The organism is Exiguobacterium sp. s28, assembly GCF_018618135.1.
In the GTDB taxonomy this organism is placed as follows: Bacteria; Bacillota; Bacilli; order Exiguobacteriales; family Exiguobacteriaceae; genus Exiguobacterium; species Exiguobacterium mexicanum_A.
Map to the genome: position 1 here is coordinate 227530 of NZ_JACSLL010000003.1, position 23523 is coordinate 251052.

General features: G+C 52.0%; 28 protein-coding genes. 7 read left to right on the forward strand and 21 right to left on the reverse strand.

Annotated elements, in window-relative coordinates; all coding sequences use genetic code 11:
• Positions 1–11: 11 nt before the first annotated feature.
• The 6 genes from pelG to KNP78_RS05610 all read right to left on the reverse strand — a co-directional run bounded on the left by pelG (position 12) and on the right by KNP78_RS05610 (position 7784).
• Positions 12–1460 carry an exopolysaccharide Pel transporter PelG gene (gene pelG, locus KNP78_RS05585; RefSeq protein ID WP_214823409.1) on the reverse strand — a complete coding sequence of 483 codons (1449 nt, stop codon included), beginning with the start codon at positions 1458–1460 and terminating at the stop codon, positions 12–14.
• Positions 1441–2859 (reverse strand): GT4 family glycosyltransferase PelF, encoded by a 1419-nt coding sequence (pelF, locus tag KNP78_RS05590; protein WP_214823410.1) that lies wholly within the window; start codon positions 2857–2859, stop codon positions 1441–1443. Before pelF ends, pelG begins: the two co-directional genes overlap by 20 nt.
• Positions 2856–4703: a DUF2194 domain-containing protein gene (locus KNP78_RS05595; RefSeq protein WP_214823411.1), complete on the reverse strand. Its 1848-nt coding sequence runs from the start codon at positions 4701–4703 to the stop codon at positions 2856–2858. Before KNP78_RS05595 ends, pelF begins: the two co-directional genes overlap by 4 nt.
• The gene (locus KNP78_RS05600) at positions 4685–5623 is read right to left on the reverse strand and encodes a tetratricopeptide repeat protein (protein ID WP_214823412.1); all 939 of its coding nucleotides are present in this window, start codon (positions 5621–5623) and stop codon (positions 4685–4687) included. The genes KNP78_RS05595 and KNP78_RS05600 overlap by 19 nt, the downstream gene beginning before the upstream one ends.
• A gap of 4 nt (positions 5624–5627) precedes the next feature.
• Entirely contained in the window at positions 5628–6797 is a 1170-nt protein-coding gene (locus KNP78_RS05605; protein WP_214823413.1) for a GAF domain-containing protein, read from the reverse strand.
• Between the two features lie 159 nt (positions 6798–6956).
• Positions 6957–7784 (reverse strand): glycoside hydrolase family 191 protein, encoded by an 828-nt coding sequence (locus tag KNP78_RS05610; RefSeq protein ID WP_240731278.1) that lies wholly within the window; start codon positions 7782–7784, stop codon positions 6957–6959.
• A gap of 104 nt (positions 7785–7888) precedes the next feature.
• On the opposite strand from KNP78_RS05610, the gene KNP78_RS05615 reads away from it, so the two are divergent.
• Positions 7889–8290, forward strand: a complete 402-nt coding sequence (locus tag KNP78_RS05615) for an ion channel (RefSeq protein ID WP_251128454.1) — start codon at positions 7889–7891, stop codon at positions 8288–8290.
• 12 nt (positions 8291–8302) lie between these two features.
• Here KNP78_RS05615 and KNP78_RS05620 read toward each other — a convergent pair whose 3' ends face one another.
• Genes KNP78_RS05620 through KNP78_RS05630 form a run of 3 tightly spaced genes read right to left on the reverse strand, consistent with a single transcriptional unit; the run spans position 8303 to position 9942 of the window.
• Positions 8303–8455: a hypothetical protein gene (locus tag KNP78_RS05620; protein WP_034779628.1), complete on the reverse strand. Its 153-nt coding sequence runs from the start codon at positions 8453–8455 to the stop codon at positions 8303–8305.
• Positions 8456–8503: 48 nt separating this feature from the next.
• The gene (locus tag KNP78_RS05625; protein WP_214823415.1) at positions 8504–9343 is read right to left on the reverse strand and encodes an aminoglycoside 6-adenylyltransferase; all 840 of its coding nucleotides are present in this window, start codon (positions 9341–9343) and stop codon (positions 8504–8506) included.
• Positions 9340–9942: a pentapeptide repeat-containing protein gene (locus KNP78_RS05630; protein ID WP_214755978.1), complete on the reverse strand. Its 603-nt coding sequence runs from the start codon at positions 9940–9942 to the stop codon at positions 9340–9342. Before KNP78_RS05630 ends, KNP78_RS05625 begins: the two co-directional genes overlap by 4 nt.
• Before the next feature lie 53 nt (positions 9943–9995).
• Here KNP78_RS05630 and KNP78_RS05635 point away from each other — a divergent pair, with 53 nt between their 5' ends.
• On the forward strand, positions 9996–10442 hold the full coding sequence (locus tag KNP78_RS05635; protein ID WP_021065918.1) for an NUDIX hydrolase: 447 nt from the start codon (positions 9996–9998) through the stop codon (positions 10440–10442).
• On the opposite strand, the gene KNP78_RS05640 is transcribed toward KNP78_RS05635, so the two are convergent.
• Positions 10413–11123, reverse strand: coding sequence for a YjjG family noncanonical pyrimidine nucleotidase (locus KNP78_RS05640; protein WP_214823416.1), 711 nt, complete (start codon positions 11121–11123; stop codon positions 10413–10415). The genes KNP78_RS05635 and KNP78_RS05640 overlap by 30 nt on opposite strands.
• 72 nt (positions 11124–11195) lie before the next feature.
• On the opposite strand from KNP78_RS05640, the gene KNP78_RS05645 reads away from it, so the two are divergent.
• Positions 11196–12038, forward strand: coding sequence for a GNAT family N-acetyltransferase (locus KNP78_RS05645; protein WP_214823417.1), 843 nt, complete (start codon positions 11196–11198; stop codon positions 12036–12038).
• Positions 12039–12050: 12 nt separating this feature from the next.
• Here KNP78_RS05645 and KNP78_RS05650 read toward each other — a convergent pair whose 3' ends face one another.
• The 3 genes from KNP78_RS05650 to KNP78_RS05660 form a co-directional block, all read right to left on the reverse strand.
• Entirely contained in the window at positions 12051–12998 is a 948-nt protein-coding gene (locus tag KNP78_RS05650) for an alpha/beta hydrolase (protein ID WP_214823418.1), read from the reverse strand.
• A gap of 173 nt (positions 12999–13171) precedes the next feature.
• On the reverse strand, positions 13172–13927 hold the full coding sequence (locus KNP78_RS05655; protein ID WP_214823419.1) for an HAAS domain-containing protein: 756 nt from the start codon (positions 13925–13927) through the stop codon (positions 13172–13174).
• The gene (locus KNP78_RS05660; RefSeq protein WP_214709184.1) at positions 13902–14255 is read right to left on the reverse strand and encodes a PadR family transcriptional regulator; all 354 of its coding nucleotides are present in this window, start codon (positions 14253–14255) and stop codon (positions 13902–13904) included. Before KNP78_RS05660 ends, KNP78_RS05655 begins: the two co-directional genes overlap by 26 nt.
• A 170-nt stretch (positions 14256–14425) precedes the next feature.
• Between KNP78_RS05660 and KNP78_RS05665 the strand changes: the two genes are divergently transcribed.
• On the forward strand, positions 14426–15883 hold the full coding sequence (locus KNP78_RS05665) for an aldehyde dehydrogenase family protein (RefSeq protein ID WP_214823420.1): 1458 nt from the start codon (positions 14426–14428) through the stop codon (positions 15881–15883).
• Positions 15884–15928: 45 nt separating this feature from the next.
• On the opposite strand, the gene KNP78_RS05670 is transcribed toward KNP78_RS05665, so the two are convergent.
• The 4 genes from KNP78_RS05670 to KNP78_RS05685 form a co-directional block, all read right to left on the reverse strand.
• Positions 15929–16267, reverse strand: a complete 339-nt coding sequence (locus KNP78_RS05670) for a zinc ribbon domain-containing protein YjdM (protein ID WP_114165343.1) — start codon at positions 16265–16267, stop codon at positions 15929–15931.
• Positions 16268–16333: 66 nt separating this feature from the next.
• A complete protein-coding gene (locus tag KNP78_RS05675; protein ID WP_214753440.1) occupies positions 16334–16846 on the reverse strand; it encodes a GNAT family N-acetyltransferase in 513 nt (170 codons plus the stop codon).
• Positions 16847–16959: 113 nt separating this feature from the next.
• Complete coding sequence (locus KNP78_RS05680) at positions 16960–17289, reverse strand: four-helix bundle copper-binding protein (protein ID WP_034779654.1); 330 nt, start codon at positions 17287–17289, stop codon at positions 16960–16962.
• Between the two features lie 83 nt (positions 17290–17372).
• Positions 17373–17984, reverse strand: a complete 612-nt coding sequence (locus KNP78_RS05685) for a serine/threonine protein kinase (protein ID WP_034779656.1) — start codon at positions 17982–17984, stop codon at positions 17373–17375.
• Positions 17985–18137: 153 nt separating this feature from the next.
• On the opposite strand from KNP78_RS05685, the gene KNP78_RS05690 reads away from it, so the two are divergent.
• The 3 genes from KNP78_RS05690 to KNP78_RS05700 all read left to right on the forward strand — a co-directional run bounded on the left by KNP78_RS05690 (position 18138) and on the right by KNP78_RS05700 (position 21575).
• Positions 18138–19034 carry an aldo/keto reductase gene (locus KNP78_RS05690; RefSeq protein ID WP_214823421.1) on the forward strand — a complete coding sequence of 299 codons (897 nt, stop codon included), beginning with the start codon at positions 18138–18140 and terminating at the stop codon, positions 19032–19034.
• Between the two features lie 287 nt (positions 19035–19321).
• On the forward strand, positions 19322–20593 hold the full coding sequence (locus tag KNP78_RS05695; protein WP_371743429.1) for a hypothetical protein: 1272 nt from the start codon (positions 19322–19324) through the stop codon (positions 20591–20593).
• A 124-nt stretch (positions 20594–20717) separates the two neighbouring features.
• Complete coding sequence (locus KNP78_RS05700; RefSeq protein ID WP_214709180.1) at positions 20718–21575, forward strand: pirin family protein; 858 nt, start codon at positions 20718–20720, stop codon at positions 21573–21575.
• 24 nt (positions 21576–21599) lie between these two features.
• On the opposite strand, the gene KNP78_RS05705 is transcribed toward KNP78_RS05700, so the two are convergent.
• The 4 genes from KNP78_RS05705 to KNP78_RS05720 all read right to left on the reverse strand — a co-directional run bounded on the left by KNP78_RS05705 (position 21600) and on the right by KNP78_RS05720 (position 23431).
• Positions 21600–21902 (reverse strand): hypothetical protein, encoded by a 303-nt coding sequence (locus KNP78_RS05705; protein WP_034779662.1) that lies wholly within the window; start codon positions 21900–21902, stop codon positions 21600–21602.
• A gap of 170 nt (positions 21903–22072) precedes the next feature.
• Positions 22073–22534 carry a GNAT family N-acetyltransferase gene (locus KNP78_RS05710; protein WP_214823422.1) on the reverse strand — a complete coding sequence of 154 codons (462 nt, stop codon included), beginning with the start codon at positions 22532–22534 and terminating at the stop codon, positions 22073–22075.
• A complete protein-coding gene (locus KNP78_RS05715; protein WP_214823423.1) occupies positions 22534–22851 on the reverse strand; it encodes a hypothetical protein in 318 nt (105 codons plus the stop codon). Before KNP78_RS05715 ends, KNP78_RS05710 begins: the two co-directional genes overlap by 1 nt.
• A 55-nt stretch (positions 22852–22906) precedes the next feature.
• The gene (locus KNP78_RS05720; protein WP_214823424.1) at positions 22907–23431 is read right to left on the reverse strand and encodes a GrpB family protein; all 525 of its coding nucleotides are present in this window, start codon (positions 23429–23431) and stop codon (positions 22907–22909) included.
• Between the last annotated feature and the right edge of the window lie 92 nt (positions 23432–23523).

Below are 23523 nucleotides of genomic sequence, written 5' to 3' on the forward strand. Positions count from 1 at the left end.
TTGAAAACCCTTTATCGCGAGAAGTGACGGTTCAACAACGTCCCCATTTGGGAGAACCGTTCGGTACCAAGCTTGCGTCGATTCGAGGCCGCGAACACGTAATAATCGACTTTGCCCATGTAATAGATCAAACGCAGGCCGGCCAAGAAGAACGTGATTGTCGTGCTGACGGCAAAGCCGACGCCGTACCAATCGATGCCGCGCGGCAAGAGCAAGAGCGTGAACAACGCATTCAACGTGAAGAACGAGATGTTGACGAACAATGCCCCGCGTCGATCCTCGAAATAGAGCAACAACAACGTCAAGATGAGGATCATCGCGTTCGCGAACGCCGCGAGCGTCGTCATCCGAAAGATTTGACCGATCTCGTCCGGGACGCCGATCCAACTGACGAACACGCCTGCCATGAGGATGGCGAACAACGTCACGACGCCTTGGCTGCGCGCGAGTCGAATCAACTCATTTTTCAGCACCGACGTCATCGTCTGTTTCGCCTTCTCGATTTGATGGAGCGCCCCGCCGTAGTTGATCAATCCATAAAACGTGCGATAGCGCTCATAAAACCGGGTCTCGACGGCGACGATGAACAAGAGCTGCGTCGGGATGATCGTCAAGTAGGACCAAAAGATGGCCGTGTCATAGTACGGATTAAACAAGAAGGAGTCCGCGATGATGACGCGTCCTTCTCCGAACCAGATGATAAAGTTCGTGACCCAAATCCCGAGCACGTACAACACCCCGATGGCGAACAAGTCTGGATAGCGGTCGAAGTATTTGAAGTACGAAAACTCTTTCACGGCATAGCGGAGTGGGAACGTCCGGAGCATCGCGAAGAACAAGCCGAACAACGTCACAATCATCCCGGCCGTGAAGCCGAGCAATAGCTCGAGACTCGACGGATTGGCCATGAGGCGACTAACCGCATAGACACTCCCGACCGAGATGAGTCCGCCGAGCAAGAAGCTATAGGCCACCGCTTGATAATACTTGGCGGCACTCAAGAACAAGAACATGACCCAGATGACATTGATCGTCATGAATAAAACGAACAACGTCAGTTTGTACAGAAAATCGAGCGGCGACAATAGCCAAAAGATACTGTACAGAATCGTCGCGGCGAGGATCGTCACTTTGAGCATCCCGGTGAAGACCGGGAAAATTTCATGCGCTTTCTTCTCGTAAAACAAGTCCGCCACATATCGGGTGACGACGAGCTGTTGGAAGCTGAACAAGATTTGCGAGAAGATGAACGCGTACGAGACCGAGATCATGAAAAGCGTCCGTTCGGCGAGCGATAACGTCGGCATTTGGAACGCCAACCATTGAATCGTCCCGACGACCAAGATGACGATCAACCACGGTCCGGATGTGACGAGGCCCGAGAACGTGTACGCCTTCAACCTGGACGAATAGTAGTCTTCTTGGAACAACTTCTGCAGCTTAAACCCGATGCCCGCCATACTGTTCCCTCCTCGTTTCATAGATGGCTTTGTAGCGGTCCACGACTTGTTGGAGACGATAGTATTGGCGGACCCGCTCCCGCCCGTTCTTACCGAAACGCATCCGCTCCTGCGGATAATCCATCATCCACTCGACCTTGTCCGCGACCGCTTCCGGATGAACCGGGGGCACGATAAACCCGGCTGGACCGAACGGGTCGTCTTCTCGTCCATACAGGAGCTCGGAACAAGCCCCGACATCGGTCGCGACCCACGGGATGCCGGCTGCCATACCTTCAAGAATCGCGAGCGGTTGACCTTCCGAGATACTCGTCAACAGAAGTAAATCAAACTTCGGCAAATAGGCTTGGACATCAACCTTTCCAGCGAGCTCGACATAATCGGTCAGCCCGCTCTGTTCGATGAGCAACCGGCACTCTTCCGCATATTCCTCATCCTCATCGAGCGGTCCCATGATCGTCAGCTTGAACAGACGATGCCGCTCCTGCAAAATCTTGGCGGCGTAAATCATCGTCTTCAAATCTTTGATTGGCACCAAGCGGACGATGGCCCCGATTTGAAAGAGATCGTGCTCCGGACGGTCGACCGTCGCCTGGATTTGTCGATCGGCGATGCCGTTGGCGATAATTTTCGTCTTCTCGCTCGGGGCGCCGATCCACTCCTGATATTCGCGGTTCCGCTCGAACAAGGTGATGATCTCATCGGCCGCGTTATAGGCCTCACGCGACAAATGGTGAAAGAAACGGACCCACCTCGGCTTATACGGCGCTGGAATCCAATACGACTGTAGAATCTCCTCTTCGCGTTCCCGCGAGTAGATGCCGTGCTCCGTCAAGATGAACGGAATCCCTTGCGTCTCTTTCATGTAGGACGCGACCACACCGGCATAACCCGTTGACACGGAATGAACGAGGTCGACTTTCGGGAGCGGTTGATGGAGCACCCGTAAAATCGGAGTGTACATACTCTGCCACATCCAGAAATAGTCGATGAACGAACCTCCGTTCATTTCCCCGGCGTAGGCCGCCTTGACATTTTTCCAAAAGAACTCGCTTGCGAAAAACGCCTGACTTGAAGGCACTTCTTTCCCAAGCAAACGAAGCGCTTGCCGGTTCGGACTTTTCAACATGAGCCAGTCCGATACGTTCTGTTCGTCCTCAGCGCCCCACTTTAATCGCCCTTTCGCCCGCTCACCCAAGTCGCTCAAATACAAGTGGGTGATCCCTGAAACGTTCGGTGGGAACACATATTTCATGTCTTCCGGACGCTTCTCTGTCGGTTGAATCGAAATGATTTCAAACGACACTTCGGGCATCGCCTCAATCAACGTCTGCGTCCAACTTGAGACGCCTCCGCTCACGTATGGATAACTGCCCTCTAATACGAGTCCGATTCTCATTGCGCTTCCCCCTTGATGGCGATTTCAGCGTTCGCCGATGTCAGTTTGACGAGGTAGAGCGGACGGTCGGCTTCCCATTGTTCGACCGTCCCAAAGTCAAACTCTCCCGTCTCAAGTGATTGGCCTGGTTTGAGGCGAATCGTGAAATGAGAGGGGTTGACGAGACCTTCCCCGGCCAAATAGACGGTCGACTCATCAAACGTGACGTTCAAATCAGCTTGTTGGTATGTGATCATCTTTTCGGTCGCATAGTGTTGCGTATATGCCTCGAGGTGCGGATATCGATCCTTCACGTCGTGGACGATTTTGCGAAGACTCGCGAACATCGTATCCCAATCCCGACCGAAGGCCCGGTCGGGGTCGATGACATCATCCGGGTGAATGAAGTGGGAAAACACACCGAAGTTGGCGATTCCATCGACCATTTGGAAAATCGATCCGCGCTCTTCCCCGTAATCGCTTGTCACACGCGGGAAATGGTACAAGTTCGGATGCGTCGCATCAAATTCGAACTCTTGAACGAAGTCCCCGCTCTCCGGCTCCCCGGTGTAGAGCGAAGCAATCGTGCGCAGTTCTGGCAACGCTTCGGCGATCGCATCGACCCCAGTCCGGTTGAGCGCGTTCGACGGCGGGACATATGACTTGAGCGTTTCAGCCGGGAAATAATTCTCAAACACGGACTCGGCTTGAAGCAATGACCGTTTCATCTCGTCTTTATCTTGCCAGGGGATGTACCCGTACGTCGGGTCAATCGGTTCATCGGCCGTGACGAGCGACTGGTGGTTATAGCCATGGAGTCCGATTTCCCCACCGTGGGCGATCAATTTGCGACCGAAGTAGAGCATTGGGAACTCACCCCGTTTGATCAACTGTTCGTCGACGAGCTCCATCTCCTCTTCATACGTCCCAATCATGGCACCCGTGTAAATCAAATCGTCGTCTTTCGCCAAATCGACCATATCTTCCCACCAATCCTCGGCGAAGAAATCTTTGACCGATTTATCGAGCGGGGTCGCGGACACGTCTTTCATTTTCCCGTCCATGACCGGTGCCGGGAAATCATCGATGTACATGAGCTTGATCGCTGCTTGTGCCGTGACGAACGCCGGTGGCATCGTGCCGAGCGTCTGCACGAACAGACCGCGGATCATCTTTTGGTTGGTGATCGTCGTATTCCAATAAAGGACGTTCCCTTCGCCGACGCCGTATTCCCAAAGAATCGGGAATCCTTCGGCCGACAACATGACGTTGGCCTCGTCTGCAATCGCAAAATCGACGACGCTATGGACAAATAAGTCGTCCGGTGGGTTCAAGTCAACGTACCCAGGGAAAATCGTCTCTTCAAAATTTAGACCATACACGTCCGGTACGTACTCACCGATTTCTTCGATGCCGGTCAACGCGTTCCATGCCGGATCTTTAAACCGATTCGCAAAGACGAGGTTCCCGCCTTGTTCGACATAACGTTTCATTTCCACGAACGGCCATCTTGTCGTATCTTCACCCGTGAAAATGATGATGGTGTATGGAGATGGCGCAATCGACCCGACGGCGCCTGGGTTCACTTCGCGAACGTCAAGTTTCGCATACTGCAGACCGTACAGCAGGTTGTCTGCCGTTTCGACCGCCAAATCGCCTTCATCCCGGACGAGATAAACTTGAAGCTGATGCTCACCCGCTTTTGCCGAGGCATCACTCTTCAACTGGTCGATGTTCATCTGTTGCTCGGCGACGTTTGGCAACAACGTGTGTAGCGAGTGGATCCGTAAGTATTGAATCGCACCGACGACGACTAAAAATAAGACGATGAAGAGCGAGAATGAGATTACAGTTCGTTTTTCCATGATGTCGTGTCACTCCATTCTTCAAACAACAGTCGGTACTCATACGGTACGTCCTCCAGTGAGAATTGGGTCTGCATCATAAACATGACCGCCTTCACTTCGTTCCAACGTTCGCGCTCATAATAGTAATTGATCAGCATCAGATGAGCCTCGATGCGTTCCGGGAAATGATGGACGTACTCTTTTAAAATGTTCAATTGCTCTTTGGGGCGCTCTAACGTGAGATAAATCTCGTTCAAGTCTTCGTAAATCCAGGGCGAAGGCGGATAGAGCGTCTTCGCTTTCAATAATTCTTCCAGCCATGCGCCTCGCTTGTCCTTCAACATGACCTCGGTGATGAGTTCACTATGGATCATGCGTTTATAAATCGTCGCAAGCCGTCGAATCGTGTCTGGGTTACCTAAGTCGTACTCGCGTTTGGCGTGTTTCAATTCTTGTTCATATTGATCGATCAAGATGTTCATTGTCGCCGCGGCGTAGTGGACAGTCTCGCTGTCCGTGCTCTCAAGTCCCATCTGCAAATACTTGCCTTGCTGGTCAATCGACTGGTTGACGTGCGTCAAAATCGAGTGTTTGCGGATAGCCGGATCTTTCGAGTTGATGGCGTCGGTGAGCGGTAACAGATGACTGCTGCTGCTCGCTTCATGACGAATCTGTTCATAGTTGACGACCTTGAAGTCGATATAGTCGTCATAGTCTTCAATCAGACCGCTCCGACCGAACCGTTCAGCAAGCCGATACACCGCATAGACGGCAAGTTCGGCCAAAAACGGTAAGAACAGACCGAAGCTGAGGGCCGCCACCGCGACGCCATAATCCGGCGCTTTCATTCGTCGTTTCAACGCGATCAATAATCCGAAGGCGAGCAGTGCATGAACGACATAAATCCCGATCAATACGAGACGAATGGTAGACTCCATCCCGTCACACTCCCTTCTGGATCAAAATCCCTTCGATCCGGTCATAGATCCGTTGACGGTGTTCTTCACTCGTTCCTGGGAGTAAGAGCACCAGCTTATTCTCATCAGGGTCGTACCCGACGACATCGATCTCCCGTAAATACGAATGGACGATGGCCTCGATACTCTCGAGTGAGACAGGCTCATACCCGAGCGGATATTCGAGGACGATGTACGGCTGTCCATGGTGAATCTTCTTTTGTTCTTGGATGGCGACGAGTTCTGTGAACGCTGTTTTCTTATAAAACGAGGTGCCTTTATGCATCTTCTCGTGCTGCTCTTTACGAATCAGGTTCTCGGCATTTTGAATGCGTGTGCCAATCCAGGAGAAGAGGATATTGAGAACGTGCAAGTCATCGGTCGTCAATTTCCGAAGCGGCAACCGTTTGATGACGACGACTTCTCGGGTCATCCCGTCCACGATGATCGGTGCGAGCAACATCGGGTCCGTGTCCTCGTCGTCGAGTTGACGGAGCGTCGTCTCTTGCACTTGGAAGAACCGTTTGAACATACTCGATGCCTCATCGAGAAAAATCGTTTGCGGAAACTCTTTCTTGTCCGTTTGGCGAATCAAGAGGCGCATCGACTTCTGGGAACGGTCGACGTGGTAAATGGCGACGTCACTCGCCAGGAACGTTTTTTTCAATAGGCGAATCGTCTCGCTCCGAATCAATTCTGGATGCGGCAAATCAAGCGATACGGCCAGTTCATACAATTGATTCAAGCTGTACTCGGATTGAAGTAGTTTTTGACGAAGTGTGGTTTGCGAAGTGTTGAGTAAATCGACGGTCTCTTTCAAATACGTGTTTTCATCTTTCAGTTCTTCGTTGCGGAACTGGCTGATTTCGTAACGCTCTCGAAATGAGGTGCTGAACAACCCGACGATGACAGTGATGGCGAAGTAGTAAAACAGTGTAAGAAGTGAGTTTGTATCGTAGAACAACAGGAAGATGTCCCCTCCCATTAGGCCGGTGTATAACACTTTATAGAGGAGCAAAATGCCGAAACTGATTAAGCCGAAAATCGTTCCATACCTGAGCGCGAACAGGATGGCGGCCACATAAAACAAGTTCAGTTCATTTTGAATCGTGCCTAGGCTGAAGAATAAATCGATTCCGATCAATAGCGCGAACACGACAAGAATCTCGACCCATTTGAGCCATGGACGGTCTTGAGCGTACAGAATGATAATCCCCTCCTCATGGATAACATCTCTTCAGTTTTTAATGCGGGATGATCCCCTGCCCTCGGACAGGTATACATAGTCCTTATCTTCCCTTACCCTAATTACCCCCTAAAAATCCCACGTATTGTAATAAGTTGGTTCGTGATAATGGATGAATCCGTTCGCTTCGGCCATATCCCGACTTGTCGCCTCTTCTTGGTCTGAGACGGTGAGGACAGCGATTCCGTATTCGTCTTGAATCGCGTTCATTCGATCGAGCATCTCCATCGACCAAGAGTCGGACGTGATTTCCGTGTAGTTAAAACCTTCCCACATGAAGCCTTCCACGTAAGGCGCACTCGTTCGTTCAAGCGTCTCGATGCCCCAGTTTTGGACGACTGGGACGCCCGGATATGCCTTTTCAATCGCTTGTAAAAAGGCCTCGAGCCCAGCCAGCTGTTCTTCTAAGTCGTCCGGATAATCGAGGTGGACGTCATCGATATCACCGACCGTGTCGAGGAAAATTCCGTCCAGATGTTTATTGATGACTTGTTTTTGAATTTCACGGATTAAAATTTTACGGAAATCGGACGAGCTGATATCCGTCAAATACGAATCCCATTTCGGGAAATAGATGCGTTCCCCGTCCCGATAGAAGAAATCGTCTTTGTCCATTTGGCCGATGAGCGCACGATTCCACGTATCTGCTTCCATCACGTTAATATAGCCGAGCACTTTCGTCCCGTTCGAGCGGATCGTCTCAATCTGTTCCGGCGTATACCAAATCGGTTCGATGATGACGAGGTCGTATCGGGCCATGTCTTCAATGATCGCCTCGGTCGGCATGTTATAAAAAATCTTATAGGAATGGATCTCATCAAAATCAAACGGCTCTTTCGTCGTACATCCTCCTAAAAAGAAGATGAACAATAAGCCGCTCACTAAACATCGTCGCACTCGGACACCTCCTTGTTGAATGAATCCGTCTTGGTGTGAATCGGTCCGTTTGACGGTGAACGATCAGGGAAACAACATAGTATAGACTGTCACAGAAGGGAGAAATGGGCGTGAATTCCATTTTATTGACGATTGCCCTATTATTCGTCGGCTTGAACGTGTTTACCTTCTTTCGGCGCCAAACGTATAGACAGACCGGCTTCGACATGCGCTTGTTCAGCCACTTGTTCGTCAGCCTACTCGGCGTCATGATCGGGTTTGCCTTGATTTACTACGCGCTCTCACGCGATGGCGTCATATTGGTGACGTCACTCGAGATGATGAACGCGGTCGATCCGAACTGGCGCAATCTGCTTTACTTCAGCGGGGTCACGTTGCTGTCTATCGGATTCGGCGACCTGCTGCCAATCGGTCCGGCCCGGTTGTTCGCCTTGCTCGAAGCGGCCATCGGGATTTTGTTGCCGACAGCATTTTTTGTAAAATCGATATACAAAAAAGAAGACTGAAGAAACAGTCTTCTAACGTCCAGTAATCAGCAAATACATGTTGAAGGCGACAAGTCCAAGCGGAAATAAGGCCACGACTAAAATCGGCCATTTTTTCGTCCGGATGCCGACAAATAAAAGTAAACTCCCCACTAGGAGCGCGATGAACGTCGTATACGGATTCAAGCGTCATTCCCCCTTCTATAGAGGGGCTTTTCCCGACTCAACCGAAAACTAATCGTTTGAACACCAAAGCGTCGAAAAGGCGTCACGAATTCGTCGGGCTTCCATCTCCGCAAACGGATATCCGGCTTGGTCGGCCACGCGGCGACTGACACGTTCAAATTGTTCCACCAACGTCGCATGGGCCGTTTCCATCGCTGTCACTTCGACCAAAGTGTATGTATCAAGATAAGCCTGCCATACTTCAGGGGCCAGATGCTTCTCAAGCCCATCCCCGGACTTTCCTCCGTTCGCCGTAAAGTTTGTCGCAAAGCCAACGTCCCATACAAGCATCTGCCGGAGCATCGTTCGCATGATCGTCACATGGTCGAAAGCGTATAACAGTTGACCCCGCTTGATACCTTTGACGACGTAAAGCGACACCCACCAAAACTCGTTCCAACACTGCTCATAGTCGAATCGGCTCGGTCGTTTGATGCGGTACGTGTCATCAGATGGGATCGTTTGACCGGCAATCTCGTCTTTATCAATGAGGACGAGACTGAGTGAGTCAGCGTGAATCGCTTCCTGCACGTCACGCATAGGACGGACGGTCAAATCGACGCGATGACCGGCTGCAAACTGAACGAGAAACGCGAAACGCTCATATTCGTCGCCTCCCGGCACCTCGTCCGGCGTCTGCATAATCAAGACGTCCCCGAGCGGCGCCATCCACGAGCGGTCCTCGATGAACGCGATCACGTCTTCGACGAAACAAGTGACATCGACGTCTTGAAAACGGTCTGGTTTTACGTGCGGATTGACGAGCGACCCGTTCAAGACGAGGACGCGGACGTCTTCCCGCTCCGCGGCCATGGCCGTCAAGTGCTCGAGCACTTGCTCATTGGTCATATGACGTTCGCCCCGAGCGAACGGGCGACTTGGACGGCCTGCATGACGTCAAGCGTCGCTTGTTTCAGAATGACGTCCGAGAAATCGACCCCATCCATCTCGGCCCCTACAAAATCGGCACCGGAGCAATCCGCGTGCTGCAACACGGCGCGGGACAAGACGGCGTTCGTCCAGCGTGATTCTTTCAAATCCGCACCGTATAAATCGGCCTCCGTCAACCGGACACCGGACCAATCCATCTTCCGGAGCGGGGCGTGACGCAGATTGACGAACGACCAATCTCCTTCACGCACGACGACCCCTTCAAACGTGCATGACTCGAACGACGAACCCGTCATCTTGCACTGATCGAACTCGCTCAAAAACAGATTCGCCCCGTTGAACTGACAATTCAGGAACGAGCTGCCGCTGTGGCGCGAGGCGTTCCACTTCGAATCGGTGAAGTCACAGTTGATGAAACGACACTGTTCGGTCTCAAACTCGGTCGCATCGATATAGGTGAAGCGACAGTTCTCGAACGTCGTCTGCGTGAGTTGGATGTCACGGAGCGTCTCGTCGCGGAAGTCCTCGCCTTTATAACTCTCATTTGATTGAAACATGACCTGCCTCCTTGGCGTATACTTGATGTAGCTTAAGGAATGGAGTGATGAAGATGGATATCGTATTTCCGACCGAGCACGGCACGTTCAATTATCGCGTCGCCGGCATCTGGGTCCAGGACGGTCATTTGCTCGTTCATCGGAACGTGAACGATGACTTTTGGGCGTTACCGGGCGGTCGTGTCGGCATCGGCGAAGAGGCCGAGCTTGCCTTGACGCGTGAACTGCAAGAAGAACTCGAAGCGACACTGACGGGAACGACGTTCGCTTTCGTGTCCGAAAATTTCTTCACGTATTTGGAACGCACGGTCCACGAGATTGGCATGTACTTTTATGTATCGGGTGACCTCCCGCTCCGGCATGGAGACTTCCACGGACCGGAAGGCGATCACCTCATCTATCGTTGGCAGCCGCTCGACGCGCTCCGGGACTTGAAACTCTTCCCAGAGACACTCTATGCGTTGCCCCAATCACTGCCGCCCCACTTTATCGATCGCTGAGCTTGATAGAATCGACTTCAACTCGTGCAAGTCTTGAATTTCATACGTCGTCTCGACCGACGCCGCAATCTCGTGCGGATTGTACCAGCACGTGTCGAGCCCATACATGCGCCCGCCGGCGATATCCGCCGTTAGCGAGTCACCGACGATGAGTCCGCGTTCCGGTACCACGTTCGGCACGCGGTCGAACACGTAATCGAAGAACGGTTTCATTGGCTTTTGTGAACCGGTCGCATCCGAGACGAACACGTCTTGGAAGTAAGGGAGCAGTCCCGAGGCTTCGAGCCGCTTGAACTGAGTCTCCGTCACCCCGTTCGTGACGATATAGAGCGGATACTGTTCACTGAGCGTACGGACGAGTTCGAGTGCCCCATCGATGATGTGCACCCCGGCGTGCAAATGGTCGCGATAGCGCTGTTCGACTTCATGGGCATCGATCGTGATGCCGAGCGTGTCGAACAGTTGCGTGTGCCGGCCCATCAAGACGTCTTCCCGTCCGACCTCGCCGCGCTCGAACGCGCGCCATAATCCGTTATTGATCGTCACATACTGTTGTTTCAATTCATCCGTCATCCGAACGTTGTGTGCCGCGAGCAACTGCTCCAAGGCGACGTGCTCGCTCTGTTTAAAGTCTAACAACGTATCGTCGACATCGAATAAAATAGCTTCATATCGTTTCATAATCTGTATTACCCCTCTCTGCCTCTAATGTACAGGAACGGACCGAGAAGTTCAAAACAAGGAGTGAGTCATATGGCTAAACGACCTATCAGCAATCTCGAGTATTCAGGGGAAGAATTCGCGTCATTTTTCTATTTGGCCGATGAGATGTTCGGCATCGATTTTGGTGAATGGTACATGGCCGGCGAATGGACCGACCGCTATCGTTGTTACTCATTGACGTTTTATCGGAATGTCATCTCGAACGTCGGCATGAGCCGGATGACGATCGTGGCTGACGGAACCGCTCGCGAGGCGTATCAGATTGGGACGGTCATGACGGACGAGGACCGACAAGGACTAGGACTTGCCACCCGTATTTTCAAGCATGTGTTCAAACAGCATGACGCCGATGGCTTGCCTTATTTTTTGGCTTGTGACGAAGGGGTTGAACCATTTTACGAGCAACAGGGGTTCTCCGTCCAACTTGAACCGGAGCTATTCGTTTCAGTATCGGGATCTGCGGCTCCACTCGAACATATCGACGTCGATGCCGAACAGTGGCGTCGTTTCAAACTGGAGTCACTCCCGTTTTCACCGCGTCTGTATACGACAGACGACATGCACATTTGGATGTTCCATTACTATCAAGGGATGGACGAGGACGTGTATCGTTTCGATGACGTCCATGTCATTTATATGATTGAACGCTCGCGCTTAAACTTGTATGCCGTGCTGTCGCCGCGACCTGTCGATATGCGTGACGTCGTGGCTCGCCTCTCCTTTGAAGGCATCACCGAAATCGTCTTTAAATTCACGCCCAATCTGGACGGTGTGGAACAACGTCCGTCCCGCGACGGCCAATGGATGATTCGCATGAACGAAGGACAACTCTTCCCGGAAGGTTGTCGCTTCCCTTATTTATCGAAAGCATGAAAAAAACTCGCCTCAGGGGCGAGTTTTTTGCGTATGAAAGGCATTTCCGAGCGCCTGCGCCGCTTCTTTGACGGCTCGTCGCGCTTCCGGAACGTATGCGTAGTAGTTGACGAAGCCGTGGATGAGTCCTCCGTAATTGTGATACGTCACCGGGACACCGAGGCTAATCAATTTGTTAGCGTATGCACGTCCGAGGTCGCGCAGCGGATCATATTCGGCCGTCAACAACGTCGTCGGGGGAAGGTCCCCCAAGTGGTCCGAAAAAATCGGCGAGGCGTACGGATGCATCAATTCCGACTCATCATGGAAGTATTGTTGCTGGAACCACCGGATGAGCCCTTCATCGAGCAGATAACCGTTCGCGTAATCAATCAATGACAGCGGCAAGTTCTCCTCGGTCCCGGTAACCGGGTAAAACAGCAGCTGATGCATGACGAAGGGGCGACCTCGTTCAATCGCCATCAAGGCGCTGACCGTGGCGAGCGTCCCGCCGGCACTGTCTCCGCCGACGGCGATGCGCTCGGCATCGATTTCAAGTTCCGAGGTGTGATCCGCAATCCAAACGAGCGCCTCATAGCTATCGTAGACGGCTGTCGGAAACTTATGCTCCGGAGCGAGTCGGTAGCCGACCGAGATGACGGTGCAGTCAGCCCCGTTCGCGATCGTCCGACATATCGCGTCATGGGTGTCGAGACTGCCCGTGACATATCCGCCACCATGATAATAGACGAGTGCTGGCGCGATCGTTCGACTCGACCGATAGATGCGAATCGGGAGCGAACGGCCTGAGAGCGCGATCAGACGCTCTTCGACATCATGCACGTGCTCTTTATGTTGAAACCGGGTCATCATTGCGTCTTCTTGTCGTCTTAATTCGAACGGATCCAATTGGTCATATGTGGTCGAGAGCTGATTTTGAAACTGGTTCAAATAAAATTGAATCGTCGGATTGACTGGCAACGGGAATCCCTTCTTTCTCTTTTAGGCGTACAGTTGCCTATTCCCAGCCGCGTTACACTCTAAGCAGACGTGAGTGCTTTTTCGGACAACCTGTCTCATTGATTGTCGGCTGCGGCCATGAGATAGCCCAAAGGTAGGGCTCAAGAAGAGAAATAATCCGAAGCGCCCCCGCATCAAACTTGCCCCTTTTGGTTCTTTTTCCACCACACGAACAAGAAAATCCCCATCCCAACGAACAAAATCAGCATCGAGTAAATCAATTGTTGTTCGAGCGGCAAGCTTGTTTGGGCGAACGCGTATTGGGGCCCGAATAAAAGAATCGGGATGATCAGATTGATCCATGTTTTCGTCCAAACCGAGACGATGAGCAACGTGACGACGGCAAGGCCGAGCAACACGAGTTGGCCGGTTGGGCCGAACACAATCGTCGGGGTCTCGACGAAGATGTCGAGTACCATCAGCCCGAGGAATAACGTCATCGGCATCGCGGCGAGCGCAATGTATATCATCCCGTTTTTGAATTTACTTTCTTTCGAGCGGACCGACATGTTGCGGAACGCTTGTGAAGCGGCGAGTAAGAACAGGACAGCGACGAGCGGGAATCCGATCAATTGAACTGTCGAGAACATCATCTCCCCTTGAATGAAATTAGCGATGATGATGTAGGCAAACACGTTCGGGATGATCATCGCGATGATTTTGAAAAACCCTTTCCCATCGAACGCCATCTCACGACCGAGATGCTGCATGTAGGCTTTCGGACTTTGGCCGATGACATCGTCCACGCTTTTCCCTGCCCGTTCCGCCTCCTCAAGGTGATCTTTCAACTCCTCGACGACGTCTTTCACTTCACCTTCCGACTTACCGCTCGACATGAGATATACCGCTAAATCATCCAAAAAATCACGACTCTTTTTTGAAAGTTCCATCTTCATTCCCCTCTCCGAGTACGCGGTCGACGCCGCTTGACACTTCCGCCCAACGTTGTTTGAAGGCCAGCAACTCTTGGTGCCCCGCCTCCGTCAAAATGTAATATTTTCGTTTCGGTCCCCCTGATGGCAACGCCTTTTGGACCGTCTCGACCCACCCTTCTTTCTTCATCCGTAACAGGACCGGGTAAATACTGCCCTCGCTCACCATCGTGAAGCCATACGTCTGCAACTTCTCCGACATCTCATAGCCGTACGTCTCTCCTTTATCGATGATGGCCAACAGGCAACCTTCGAGCAATCCTTTTAACATTTGACTCATCGCCATGGCGTGACCTCACTTTCGTTAAACTAACTTGTTATACACAATAGTAATGGAAGGCACTACCAATTGCAACTACTTTGTAAAACAAGTTAGTTGCGCATCGAGAGGTTTATTTTTTCAAATCAGGTGAATACTTCTTAAGGTGAAGCAAAAAGATAAAGGAGTGTTTGAATATGCATACCGATTTTACAAAGATGTACATTGATGGCCAATGGGTCGAAGGCTCAAGCGACAAATCGATCGATAACACCAACCCGTTCACGGATGAGACATTGTTCTCCATCCGGTCGGCCGACGAGTCTGATCTCGACAAGGCTTATGCCGTTGCGAAAGAAGCACAAACCGAATGGGCGACGATGCTGCCACAAAATCGCCGGGCCTTGATTGAGAAGTTCGCCGAAGTGACGTTGCAGCATAAAGATGACATCATCGACTGGCTCGTCAAAGAGTCGGGCAGCACGCGCATCAAAGCAGAAGGCGAATTTTTAGCCTCGATGGCGATCATCAAGGAAGCGGCGACGTTCCCGTTCCGCATGGACGGGCTCATCAAGCCTTCAATCGTCCCGAACAAAGAGAACCGGGTCTATCGGAAACCGCTCGGCGTCATCGGCGTCATCAGCCCATGGAACTTCCCGTTCCACCTCGCGGTCCGCTCAATCGTCTCCGCCCTCGCGACGGGGAACACCGTCGTCGTCAAACCAGCGACGGCGACACCGGTCACAGGAGGTCTCCTCTTCGCCTCGCTATTTGAAGAAGCGGGTCTTCCGAAAGGCGTCTTGAACATCGTCGTCGGTCGCGGTTCGGAGATCGGGGACGCCATCGTCGAGCACCCGGTGCCAAAACTCATCTCGTTCACCGGTTCGACCGAGGTCGGCAAAGGGATCGCCGAGAAGGCCGGACGCCTGTTGAAAAAGACAGCGCTCGAACTCGGCGGGAATAACGTCTTCGTCGTCTTAGACGACGCCGACATCGACCGTGCCGTGGAATCGGCCGTCTATTCGAAATTCTATCACCAAGGGCAAATCTGTATGTCGACGAACCGAATCCTTGTCGCCGAGTCGATTCACGATGAATTCCTCAAAAAATTCGTTGAGCGAGTCCGTGCCTTGAAGTTCGGCAACCCGAACGAATCAGACACACAAGTCGGGCCACTCATCGATCACGATCAAGTCGACCGCATCCTCGATCAAATCAAGCAGACGGTCGACGCCGGTGCGACGCTCCAGGTCGGCGGCAACGCTGACGGGAACGTGCTCGAGCCGACTGTCGTGAGCGGTGTCACGAACGACATGCCGCTTGCGAAAAATGAGATTTTCGGACCGGTCGCCGTCATTCTGTCGTTCAAGGACGACGCCGAGGCGCTGAAACTCTCGAACGAGTTGCCATACGGACTGAGTGGTGCCGTCCATGGTTCGATTTACCGTGCGACCGAGTTCGCACGCCAAGTCGAGACGGGGATGATTCACGTCAACGACCAATCGGTGAACGACGAGCCGCACTTGCCGTTCGGCGGAGAGAAAGATTCGGGTCTTGGCCGCTTCAACGGCGAGTGGGTGCTCGAGGAGTTCACGACGCTCCAATGGGTATCCGTCATGCACGAACGCCGGGAATACAAACCATTTTTCTCATAAACAGCAAAAAACGTGTTGGTCCGCGAACGGATCAACACGCTTTTTTTAAATTTTTTTCACAAACTCCGACTTGAGTTTCATCGCGCCAAAGCCCTCAATCTTGCAGTCGATGTCATGGTCCCCGTCGACGAGACGGATCCCTTTCACTTTCGTGCCTTGTTTGACGACGAGCGACGTCCCTTTCACCTTCAAATCTTTGATGACCGTGACTGTGTCCCCGTCTTGGAGCACATTTCCGTTCGCATCTTTGATTTGCGCGTCTGCTTCCGCTTCGGCTACCTCGCTCGGCGACCACTCGTAGGCGCATTCCGGACAGACGAGCAAGCTCCCGTCCTCATACACATAAGTTGACTGACATTTTGGGCAATTCGGTAGTTCTGTCATACTGATTCCTCCATTCGATACACTGTTCCCAGTATACCGAAATTTTAGAAGTTCGACAGCTAGCGGTCAGCCTTCTTGCGGAGTCTCGGGGCCTTTCAAATCAAGCTGATAAAACGATAAGTCCAGCCATTTGCCAAACTTGTAGCCGGCTTTTTTTATCGTGCCTGAATGGACGAACCCTAATTTTTCATGTGCTTTGACGCTCGCGATATTGGCGGCATCGATCCCACCAATCATCGTCTTCACTTCCCGTTCTTCACCGATGCGGATGATTTCACGGAGCAATTTATTCCCGATCCCTTTCCCCCGATAGCCGGGATGCACGTACACCGAGTGCTCGACCGTATAATGATAGGCCGGCCATGGACGGAACGGGCCGAACGTGGCAAAGCCCATGACGACATCGCCTTCCTCCCAAACGATGATCGGGAGCCCGGACGCTTTTTTGTCTTCGTACCAAGCGACGCGATTTTGAAGCGTCACCGGCTCGTAATGGTAAACAGCTGTACTGTTGACGATTGCGTCATTGTAAATATGTAAAACGGCTTGAAGGTCGTCTCGACGGCAGTTGCGAATCATGAGGACACCATACTTTCTATAAGTTTTCTTTATTATACTTATCTCAATTTCAAAATACACGTAACGATTTGCTGCCACAAAAAAAGTCAGCCGTTTCGACTGACTTTTTTACCTTAGGCTGCCAAACGGTCACACATCGATGCGCACTCGAAACAGACGCGCGCACATTCCTGACAATGTTCGTGCTTATGTTTCTCACACTCTTGGGCACACGCCTTACAGACGACCGCACAAGCCCGGGCCAGTTCCGGTACGAACGCCGAATCCCGTGTCATCGCCTCAGCGAGGAATGAACAGATTGCAGCGCACTCACGATCGAGTCGGATACAGTCGACCATCATCTTCACGTCATGTTCCTCGAGACAAGATTCAAGACAGTAATTGCACGTCTCCACGCAATCGTGCAACGTTTCCAGTTCGTTCGCATAAATTCGATGAGCCATGTATTCGTCCTCCTTTTGAATGACTACACAACGACAATACGTTACTGTTGTTCCCTAATCTTCAAAAGAAAAACGACCGTCGACTAACGTCTCGGGTCGTTCACGAACGTACGATATAGGTAGGCGACACCGTTCAACCAGCGCTCCGAATACCGCTTCGGCATGAAACGGAGGCGGTAGAGCCGATACATCCGCTTCAAATCTTCCCATTGGTGATCGACTTGTTGCCCTTGTCGGAATCGCGCCAAGTCAATCAAATAGAGTCGGCCGTCCGGCGTGAGGATGAGGTTGCGCAAATGGACATCGGACGGGGTCAACCCGAGTCGCCGGGCCGCTATGAGCGCCTCATCGACTTGCTTGATGTACGCGGGGTCGATCCAAATGCCTTCAATCAAACATTCAAACAGTGTCTTCCCTTCGATATAGTCGATGACGATATAGTTCGGACCCGCTTCGTACAGACCCGGGAATTGTGGCAATCCCTCGAGCTTCCGATAGATCACGGCTTCCTCGGCCGCGATGTGCGTATAGCCAGGGAAAAACACTTTAATGACGAGTCGTGTAGATTTTATGCGGAACACGGCAGCACTGCGCCCGATCCCGTGCAGTTCGAGGTCAGGATGATAGGCGGTCACACGCGTGTCTTGCCCGTGTCGCTCAAACGTGACGCCCGCATATTGTTCATAATGATTCATAGAGCACTCCTCTTTTTCGGTTCATCTCTTTCCTATCATAACTGAAATCACTTTCATTTGACTCGGTCCGCGTCCGTCCGATACGCCCAATAAGTGACGCATCCCCCGATTATCTCTATAATGAAAGCGACAGACAATGAGGAGGAATCAATCATGCAACGTATCGAACTGACAGAAGACTTATCATTCTCACGGATCATCCACGGCATGTGGCGTCTCGCTGAATGGGATATGAGCCCGCAGGAACGTCTCACGTTCATCGAGCAATGTATCGAACTCGGAATCACGACGTTCGACCATGCCGATATATACGGTGGCTATACATGTGAAGGACTATTCGGGGAAGCACTTCGCCTCAATCCCTCACTTCGCGATCAAATCGAGATCGTGACGAAGACTGGCATTAAACTGACAGGCTCTTTCAACCCAGGCCAAACAATCAACCATTATGATACGACGAAAGAGCATATCATCCGTCAAGCCGAGCGTTCACTCAAAGAGCTCGCCATCGACCAGATTGACACGCTGTTGATCCATCGTCCCGATCCGCTCATGGACCCGGACGAAGTCGCTGAGGCATTCATTACGTTACAACGAAGTGGAAAAGTCCGGACGTTCGGTGTCTCGAACCACGTACCGGCAACCCAACAGTTGCTCCAGTCACGCTTGCCGTTCCAACTCGTGACGAATCAGCTCGAACTTTCACCGATGCAACTGAAACACTTCGAAGATGGTTCTGTCGACCTATGCCACGAGAAGCGGATGCTGCTCATGGCGTGGAGCCCGCTCGCCGGCGGTCAACTGTTCACCGAGTCACAGTATGCGCCGCTTCGCGAGAAACTCGAAGACATCAGTGACCGCCATAAAGCGAGCGGTATCGATGCAGTCGTTTACGCATGGCTTTTGAAACACCCTGCCAAGATCATGCCGATCGTCGGATCTGGGAAAATTGACCGAGTCAAGACCGCCGTCGGCGCGCTCGATATCGAGCTCACCCGTGAAGAATGGTTCGAAATTTTGAAGGCAGCCCGCGGCCGCGACGTCGATTGAAGGTAAAAATAAACAAATAAACCCTGATTGGTTCCATCCTTGATTTTTTAAATAGTTTCATCATTTTCAAGAACGTGGCCATTCAACGGTTCATTCGTCAAAAATCGACATGTTCATAAGAGTGAAATTCCATTTCATATCCATAAGTGTAAAACAAGCCCGCTCAGTTCAAGTTGAGCGGGTTTTTTGATTTTTTTTTAAAAAAACACATTAATTTTCCTAAGACTAAAGTCACAAAAAAATGGTGCTAAAATGATGAAAGTTAATCATCAAAGGAGTGCACCCCCGTGAAAAAGTACTTGATTCTTTGTACGTTCGCCATGTTGTTCGTCCTTTTTGGATGTGAAGAAGAACATGCCTTTCGTTTACATACAGCTCCAGAGTACTATCAAGGTCGCGCTACCCTGCCATCAGGACAACAAATCGAGATGACCGAGTCCGATCGGACGAACGTCCTCGATGCTTGTTATCCAGAGGACGCGCTATCCCGTATTCCTGACGGAGAACGTCACTTGATCGGGACGGTCACATTGACCCAACCGCTGATCACGACATCCTCGACCGATGTCTTTCCGACCGCCACTTTTTTTGAAGTGGACAATCAAGCCTACGTTCAATGCCAAGCCGAGACGATCACGTACATGAAACAAATCGACACATTGCCGAACAGTCTCATTGCGTATCGTGACCACGCTGTTCCGTCTTCAGCGACGTCAAAACTGCGAAACGCCCAACCGCACGAACGGCTCCATTTCACAGAAGAGATGACCAAACCGGTCGGCAACGAACCATATCCAAAACGGAGCGGGCTCGAGCAGACGCTCGTTCACGTGACGATGCCGTTCAATGGCTCTTTCGAATTCACGTTCGAATCCCCGGAAACATATGAGACGGTCACGTTGCCGATTAACGAAGCATCGCGCCAACCTTTCCTCTCCCTCGCCTTAGGTACCGAGGTGTCTCAAGATACAAAACAATACGGACTTCATTTGTCATCTGATCAAACCTTATATGGGGAGGCCCTTCGACCGAAAGACGCGAGCTTCGACCGCATGCTTGGCGCTCGTCAGGCGAGCACGCTCCCGACGACGCTCATCCCGAATGAGCGCTATCCTTTGTTCAGCTTTTCATTCATCCGTGACGGGAAACCGCATAAACAAGTCGTTTCAATCACCTATCGAGAAGAAACGTTGCTTCGCGGCGATCGGTTGAAAACGAAGATGCGCCAACAATTTGCCCACCGCCGGCATGTCGTGACACATGACTTGGCGCTGCTCGGAACGGAATCCAAGGACGCATCGTTCTTGCATCACGCCAATGCCGAGGCCGTCCAATTCGTGTTCCAAGCGATCGATCGTTCGAAAGCTGTCGCCACGGCCGGGACCCCGGCCCCGACTCCCTATTTGACCGTTTTCGAGGGTATTTGTGCGCAGACGTTCGATGTCAGCTATAACGGAGACGATGTCTTTTTGACGAATACGTTGACAGGGTCACACTTCAAACTGCTCCGCGCCGATGCCGAACGTTGGCACGACTTATTCAATAAGCAACAGGGCTAACCCCTTTCCTAAAGACAGACCGGTATGAACCGGTCTGTCTTTGCACGTTTTCTAGGCAAAATCAGAAAGCATCCATCGGTCGCTATGCGACAATGACAGCAAACGGTGTAAAGGAGAGGATTCGATGACGAAACGATTCGAGCGCGACGTCGCCACACATTGGCCCGTCGCTTATAAGCAACCTGGATATCCACACGTGCAACAAGGTTGGGTCTTGCCCCCTGAGCGAAAAAACGAGTTCGACCCGTTCATCTTGATGGCCGAGGACTGGTTCAAACGTGGCACGTTCTCGGACCACCCGCATCGCGGTTTCCAAACGATCACCTATGTGATTGACGGACGACTCGAACATATCGACAACCATGGCGGCCATTCGATTTTAGATGCCGGAGACGTCCAGTACATGAACGCGGGCTGGGCGGCCCGACACGCCGAGGAGGCCGTTGCTGATGACTTGATTCATACGCTGCAACTATGGCTCAATTTACCGAAAGCGCTCAAAACGACGACGACGTCTTATCAAAACGTGTACGTCGAAGACGCCCCGGTCGTGCCGATCGACGGTGGACAAGTCCGTGTCTATTCGGGTGAGGTCGCCGGTGCGACAGGCCCGATGGACAGCCTTGTCCCGATCACGATGAGTGAAGTCAGCTTAAAGGAAGGTGAAGTCTATGAGCACGTCATCCCCGTGAATCATAACGCCTTCGTCTATATGCTCGCCGGTTCGGTCGAACTCGGGACGTCCGCGACACCGCTCGAGAAGACGCACGTAGCGACGCTCACGTTCGACGAGACGGCCGAGGGTGAGAGCGGACTCCGCATAAAAGCAACGTCACGCACGAAACTGCTTGTCTATTCAGGCAAACCGATTCGAGAAGACTATATCGCTCACGGCCCGTTCGTCATGAACACCGAGGATGAGATTCGCCAAGCGTTCCGCGACTATCACGCCGGTGTGTTCGGTCCCCCGGCCGTCAAATAAAATAAGCCGCGCCTGAGGCGCGGCTTATTGTTTGTCCGGCATGAGCACCGTCTGTTGTGTCGGAACCCGACCAATCGGGACGGTCCGCTCGACGAGGACGTAGCGTTTCCCGTCCACTTCAAACTTCCGGTCGCCGAGATAATGGGCCGACTTCCCGTCTTCATACAGTTTCGTCAAGATTGCCGGCACATACTCATTCAAATTCGTATAATGCTCGTCTAGCGTCATGACGATGTTGCCTTTGCCATAACCCAACCATTGGTTCGACATGAATAACATGAGCGAAATCGTGCCGATGACGCCGATGACTAAAATGACTGTCTCCATCAAATCCTCCTCATTCCACTTTCAAAAATTGCACATCATAGCGGCGCGCCAAGACGAGCACGAGACCGATCAAGAGTGCTGATGAGATGGCTGGCACAAAGTCCGGTACCGTATCTCCCGCGCTCAAGAAATCGAATGTCCCGTGGAACAGGATGGCCGGTCTCTCCTTTCTACAGCTGCTTCACGACGACTTGACGTTTCGGTCGGAATCCGACCTGTTCATAAAAAGCCGCAGCCGCTTCGTTCACCGACCAATAATCCAATTCGATAGATGGGAACCCGTGCGTGATGGCAAAGCGTTCCACTTCATCCATGATCAAACGTCCATACCCTTTTCGCTTCGCTTCCGGGTTAATACTGATTTGATGCACGTACAGCGTGCGTACTGCTTGCCGAAATGCGTTCGCCTCACTCACCCGCTCTTGAAAACAGACGTATCCGATGACGTCAGCATCGACCTCTGCCGTGAAGAAATGATAATCGTCCCGTGCCATCATCTCCGTAAACGCCGTTTCCATCGCCGCGTGATCGTAAGATGCAAAGAAAGCCGGTGCGAGTTGAAGATGATGCTCATGGACGGGACGGTTCAACGTCGCAATCAATGCCGCATCGTCGGTTCGTCTCAACTGCATCATAACGACCCCGATCCCTCGTTCCCATAGTCTCGTGTCTCAGTGACCCCGTGCGGTTTTTCATACCCGCGCAACGTGTGGTTCGAACTGACCGTCTCTTTCCCGCTCAAACGGCGCTGAATGGGACGGGCCAGCCAGTAACCTCCAAACAGAGAGGCCGGAAAGACGATAAACGCGGTGCCGAGAAAGACATAGAAATAAGACTCCTCGGCTGTTAAGACGAAGTGACTGACTCCGTAACGCAGTCCGAAAAACAAACCCACGAACACGACGGCGACGAAGGCGTACTCGATACACTTGCCAAGAAATTGTTTCATTCCGTTCCCCCCTTAAATAATTACCATTCTTTACGAGGGGAAATGGAAAAAGGTTTCAAATTTGTTTTCTGGATCCATACCATATTGTAGCCGCCCGCTCCGTCGCCGATACCCAATCTTGTTTCCCTTGGATGTAACTTTCGATATCGTCCGGATGTTGACTCGCCAACTGCTGCTTGAGCGCCGCATACTCGTCCCGCACGTCCGGGAATGTGACCAAGTAGTCACGAAAGGCGAGATGCCGGATGACGCCGTCATCCCCGTCCTCGAACATATGGACGTGGAAAGTCCGAACCTCCTCGCCTTTCGCAAAGAAACGGCGTCTCGGGATGCCGTGTTCGCCAAAACTCCGATAACCGAGCGCTTCCATATGACCGATCCAGTCGTCGATTCGCTCGATTTGCCGCACGACCGGCATGATGTCGATAATCGGCTTCGCGTCGAGCCCGGGGACCGACGTACTGCCAATGTGATGAATCGCGACGAGTTCGTCTTCGAACAATCGCTGGAGCTTGGCCGCCTCTTCTTCGAATTTCGTCGCCCATATCGGGTCATATGGGATGACTTCTACTTTTCTCATCGTCCTAATTCCTCCTTCGGCTAATTCGTTCCTTCTCTGTCATCATACCCGTTTTCCGAATCGTTTAGAAACGGACCCCGCCGACGGGAAGG

Bases quoted from the DNA above. Each gene is read 5' to 3' on its own strand.
- KNP78_RS05710 (WP_214823422.1), bottom strand. From the start codon at position 22,534: ATGCAGTTGAGACGAACCGACGATGCGGCATTGATTGCGACGTTGAAC.
- KNP78_RS05640 (WP_214823416.1), bottom strand. From the start codon at position 11,123: ATGAAACGATATGAAGCTATTTTATTCGATGTCGACGATACGTTGTTA.
- KNP78_RS05630 (WP_214755978.1), bottom strand. From the start codon at position 9,942: ATGTTTCAATCAAATGAGAGTTATAAAGGCGAGGACTTCCGCGACGAG.
- KNP78_RS05680 (WP_034779654.1), bottom strand. From the start codon at position 17,289: ATGGCTCATCGAATTTATGCGAACGAACTGGAAACGTTGCACGATTGC.
- KNP78_RS05635 (WP_021065918.1), top strand. From the start codon at position 9,996: ATGGATATCGTATTTCCGACCGAGCACGGCACGTTCAATTATCGCGTC.
- KNP78_RS05645 (WP_214823417.1), top strand. From the start codon at position 11,196: ATGGCTAAACGACCTATCAGCAATCTCGAGTATTCAGGGGAAGAATTC.
- KNP78_RS05660 (WP_214709184.1), bottom strand. From the start codon at position 14,255: ATGGCGATGAGTCAAATGTTAAAAGGATTGCTCGAAGGTTGCCTGTTG.
- KNP78_RS05625 (WP_214823415.1), bottom strand. From the start codon at position 9,343: ATGACCAATGAGCAAGTGCTCGAGCACTTGACGGCCATGGCCGCGGAG.
- KNP78_RS05715 (WP_214823423.1), bottom strand. From the start codon at position 22,851: ATGAAACAATTTCTTGGCAAGTGTATCGAGTACGCCTTCGTCGCCGTC.
- KNP78_RS05655 (WP_214823419.1), bottom strand. From the start codon at position 13,927: ATGGAACTTTCAAAAAAGAGTCGTGATTTTTTGGATGATTTAGCGGTA.
- KNP78_RS05685 (WP_034779656.1), bottom strand. From the start codon at position 17,984: ATGAATCATTATGAACAATATGCGGGCGTCACGTTTGAGCGACACGGG.
- KNP78_RS05595 (WP_214823411.1), bottom strand. From the start codon at position 4,703: ATGGAAAAACGAACTGTAATCTCATTCTCGCTCTTCATCGTCTTATTT.
- KNP78_RS05615 (WP_251128454.1), top strand. From the start codon at position 7,889: ATGGGCGTGAATTCCATTTTATTGACGATTGCCCTATTATTCGTCGGC.
- pelF (WP_214823410.1), bottom strand. From the start codon at position 2,859: ATGAGAATCGGACTCGTATTAGAGGGCAGTTATCCATACGTGAGCGGA.
- KNP78_RS05665 (WP_214823420.1), top strand. From the start codon at position 14,426: ATGCATACCGATTTTACAAAGATGTACATTGATGGCCAATGGGTCGAA.
- pelG (WP_214823409.1), bottom strand. From the start codon at position 1,460: ATGGCGGGCATCGGGTTTAAGCTGCAGAAGTTGTTCCAAGAAGACTAC.
- KNP78_RS05675 (WP_214753440.1), bottom strand. From the start codon at position 16,846: ATGATTCGCAACTGCCGTCGAGACGACCTTCAAGCCGTTTTACATATT.
- KNP78_RS05700 (WP_214709180.1), top strand. From the start codon at position 20,718: ATGACGAAACGATTCGAGCGCGACGTCGCCACACATTGGCCCGTCGCT.
- KNP78_RS05720 (WP_214823424.1), bottom strand. From the start codon at position 23,431: ATGAGAAAAGTAGAAGTCATCCCATATGACCCGATATGGGCGACGAAA.
- KNP78_RS05705 (WP_034779662.1), bottom strand. From the start codon at position 21,902: ATGGAGACAGTCATTTTAGTCATCGGCGTCATCGGCACGATTTCGCTC.
- KNP78_RS05690 (WP_214823421.1), top strand. From the start codon at position 18,138: ATGCAACGTATCGAACTGACAGAAGACTTATCATTCTCACGGATCATC.
- KNP78_RS05670 (WP_114165343.1), bottom strand. From the start codon at position 16,267: ATGACAGAACTACCGAATTGCCCAAAATGTCAGTCAACTTATGTGTAT.
- KNP78_RS05600 (WP_214823412.1), bottom strand. From the start codon at position 5,623: ATGGAGTCTACCATTCGTCTCGTATTGATCGGGATTTATGTCGTTCAT.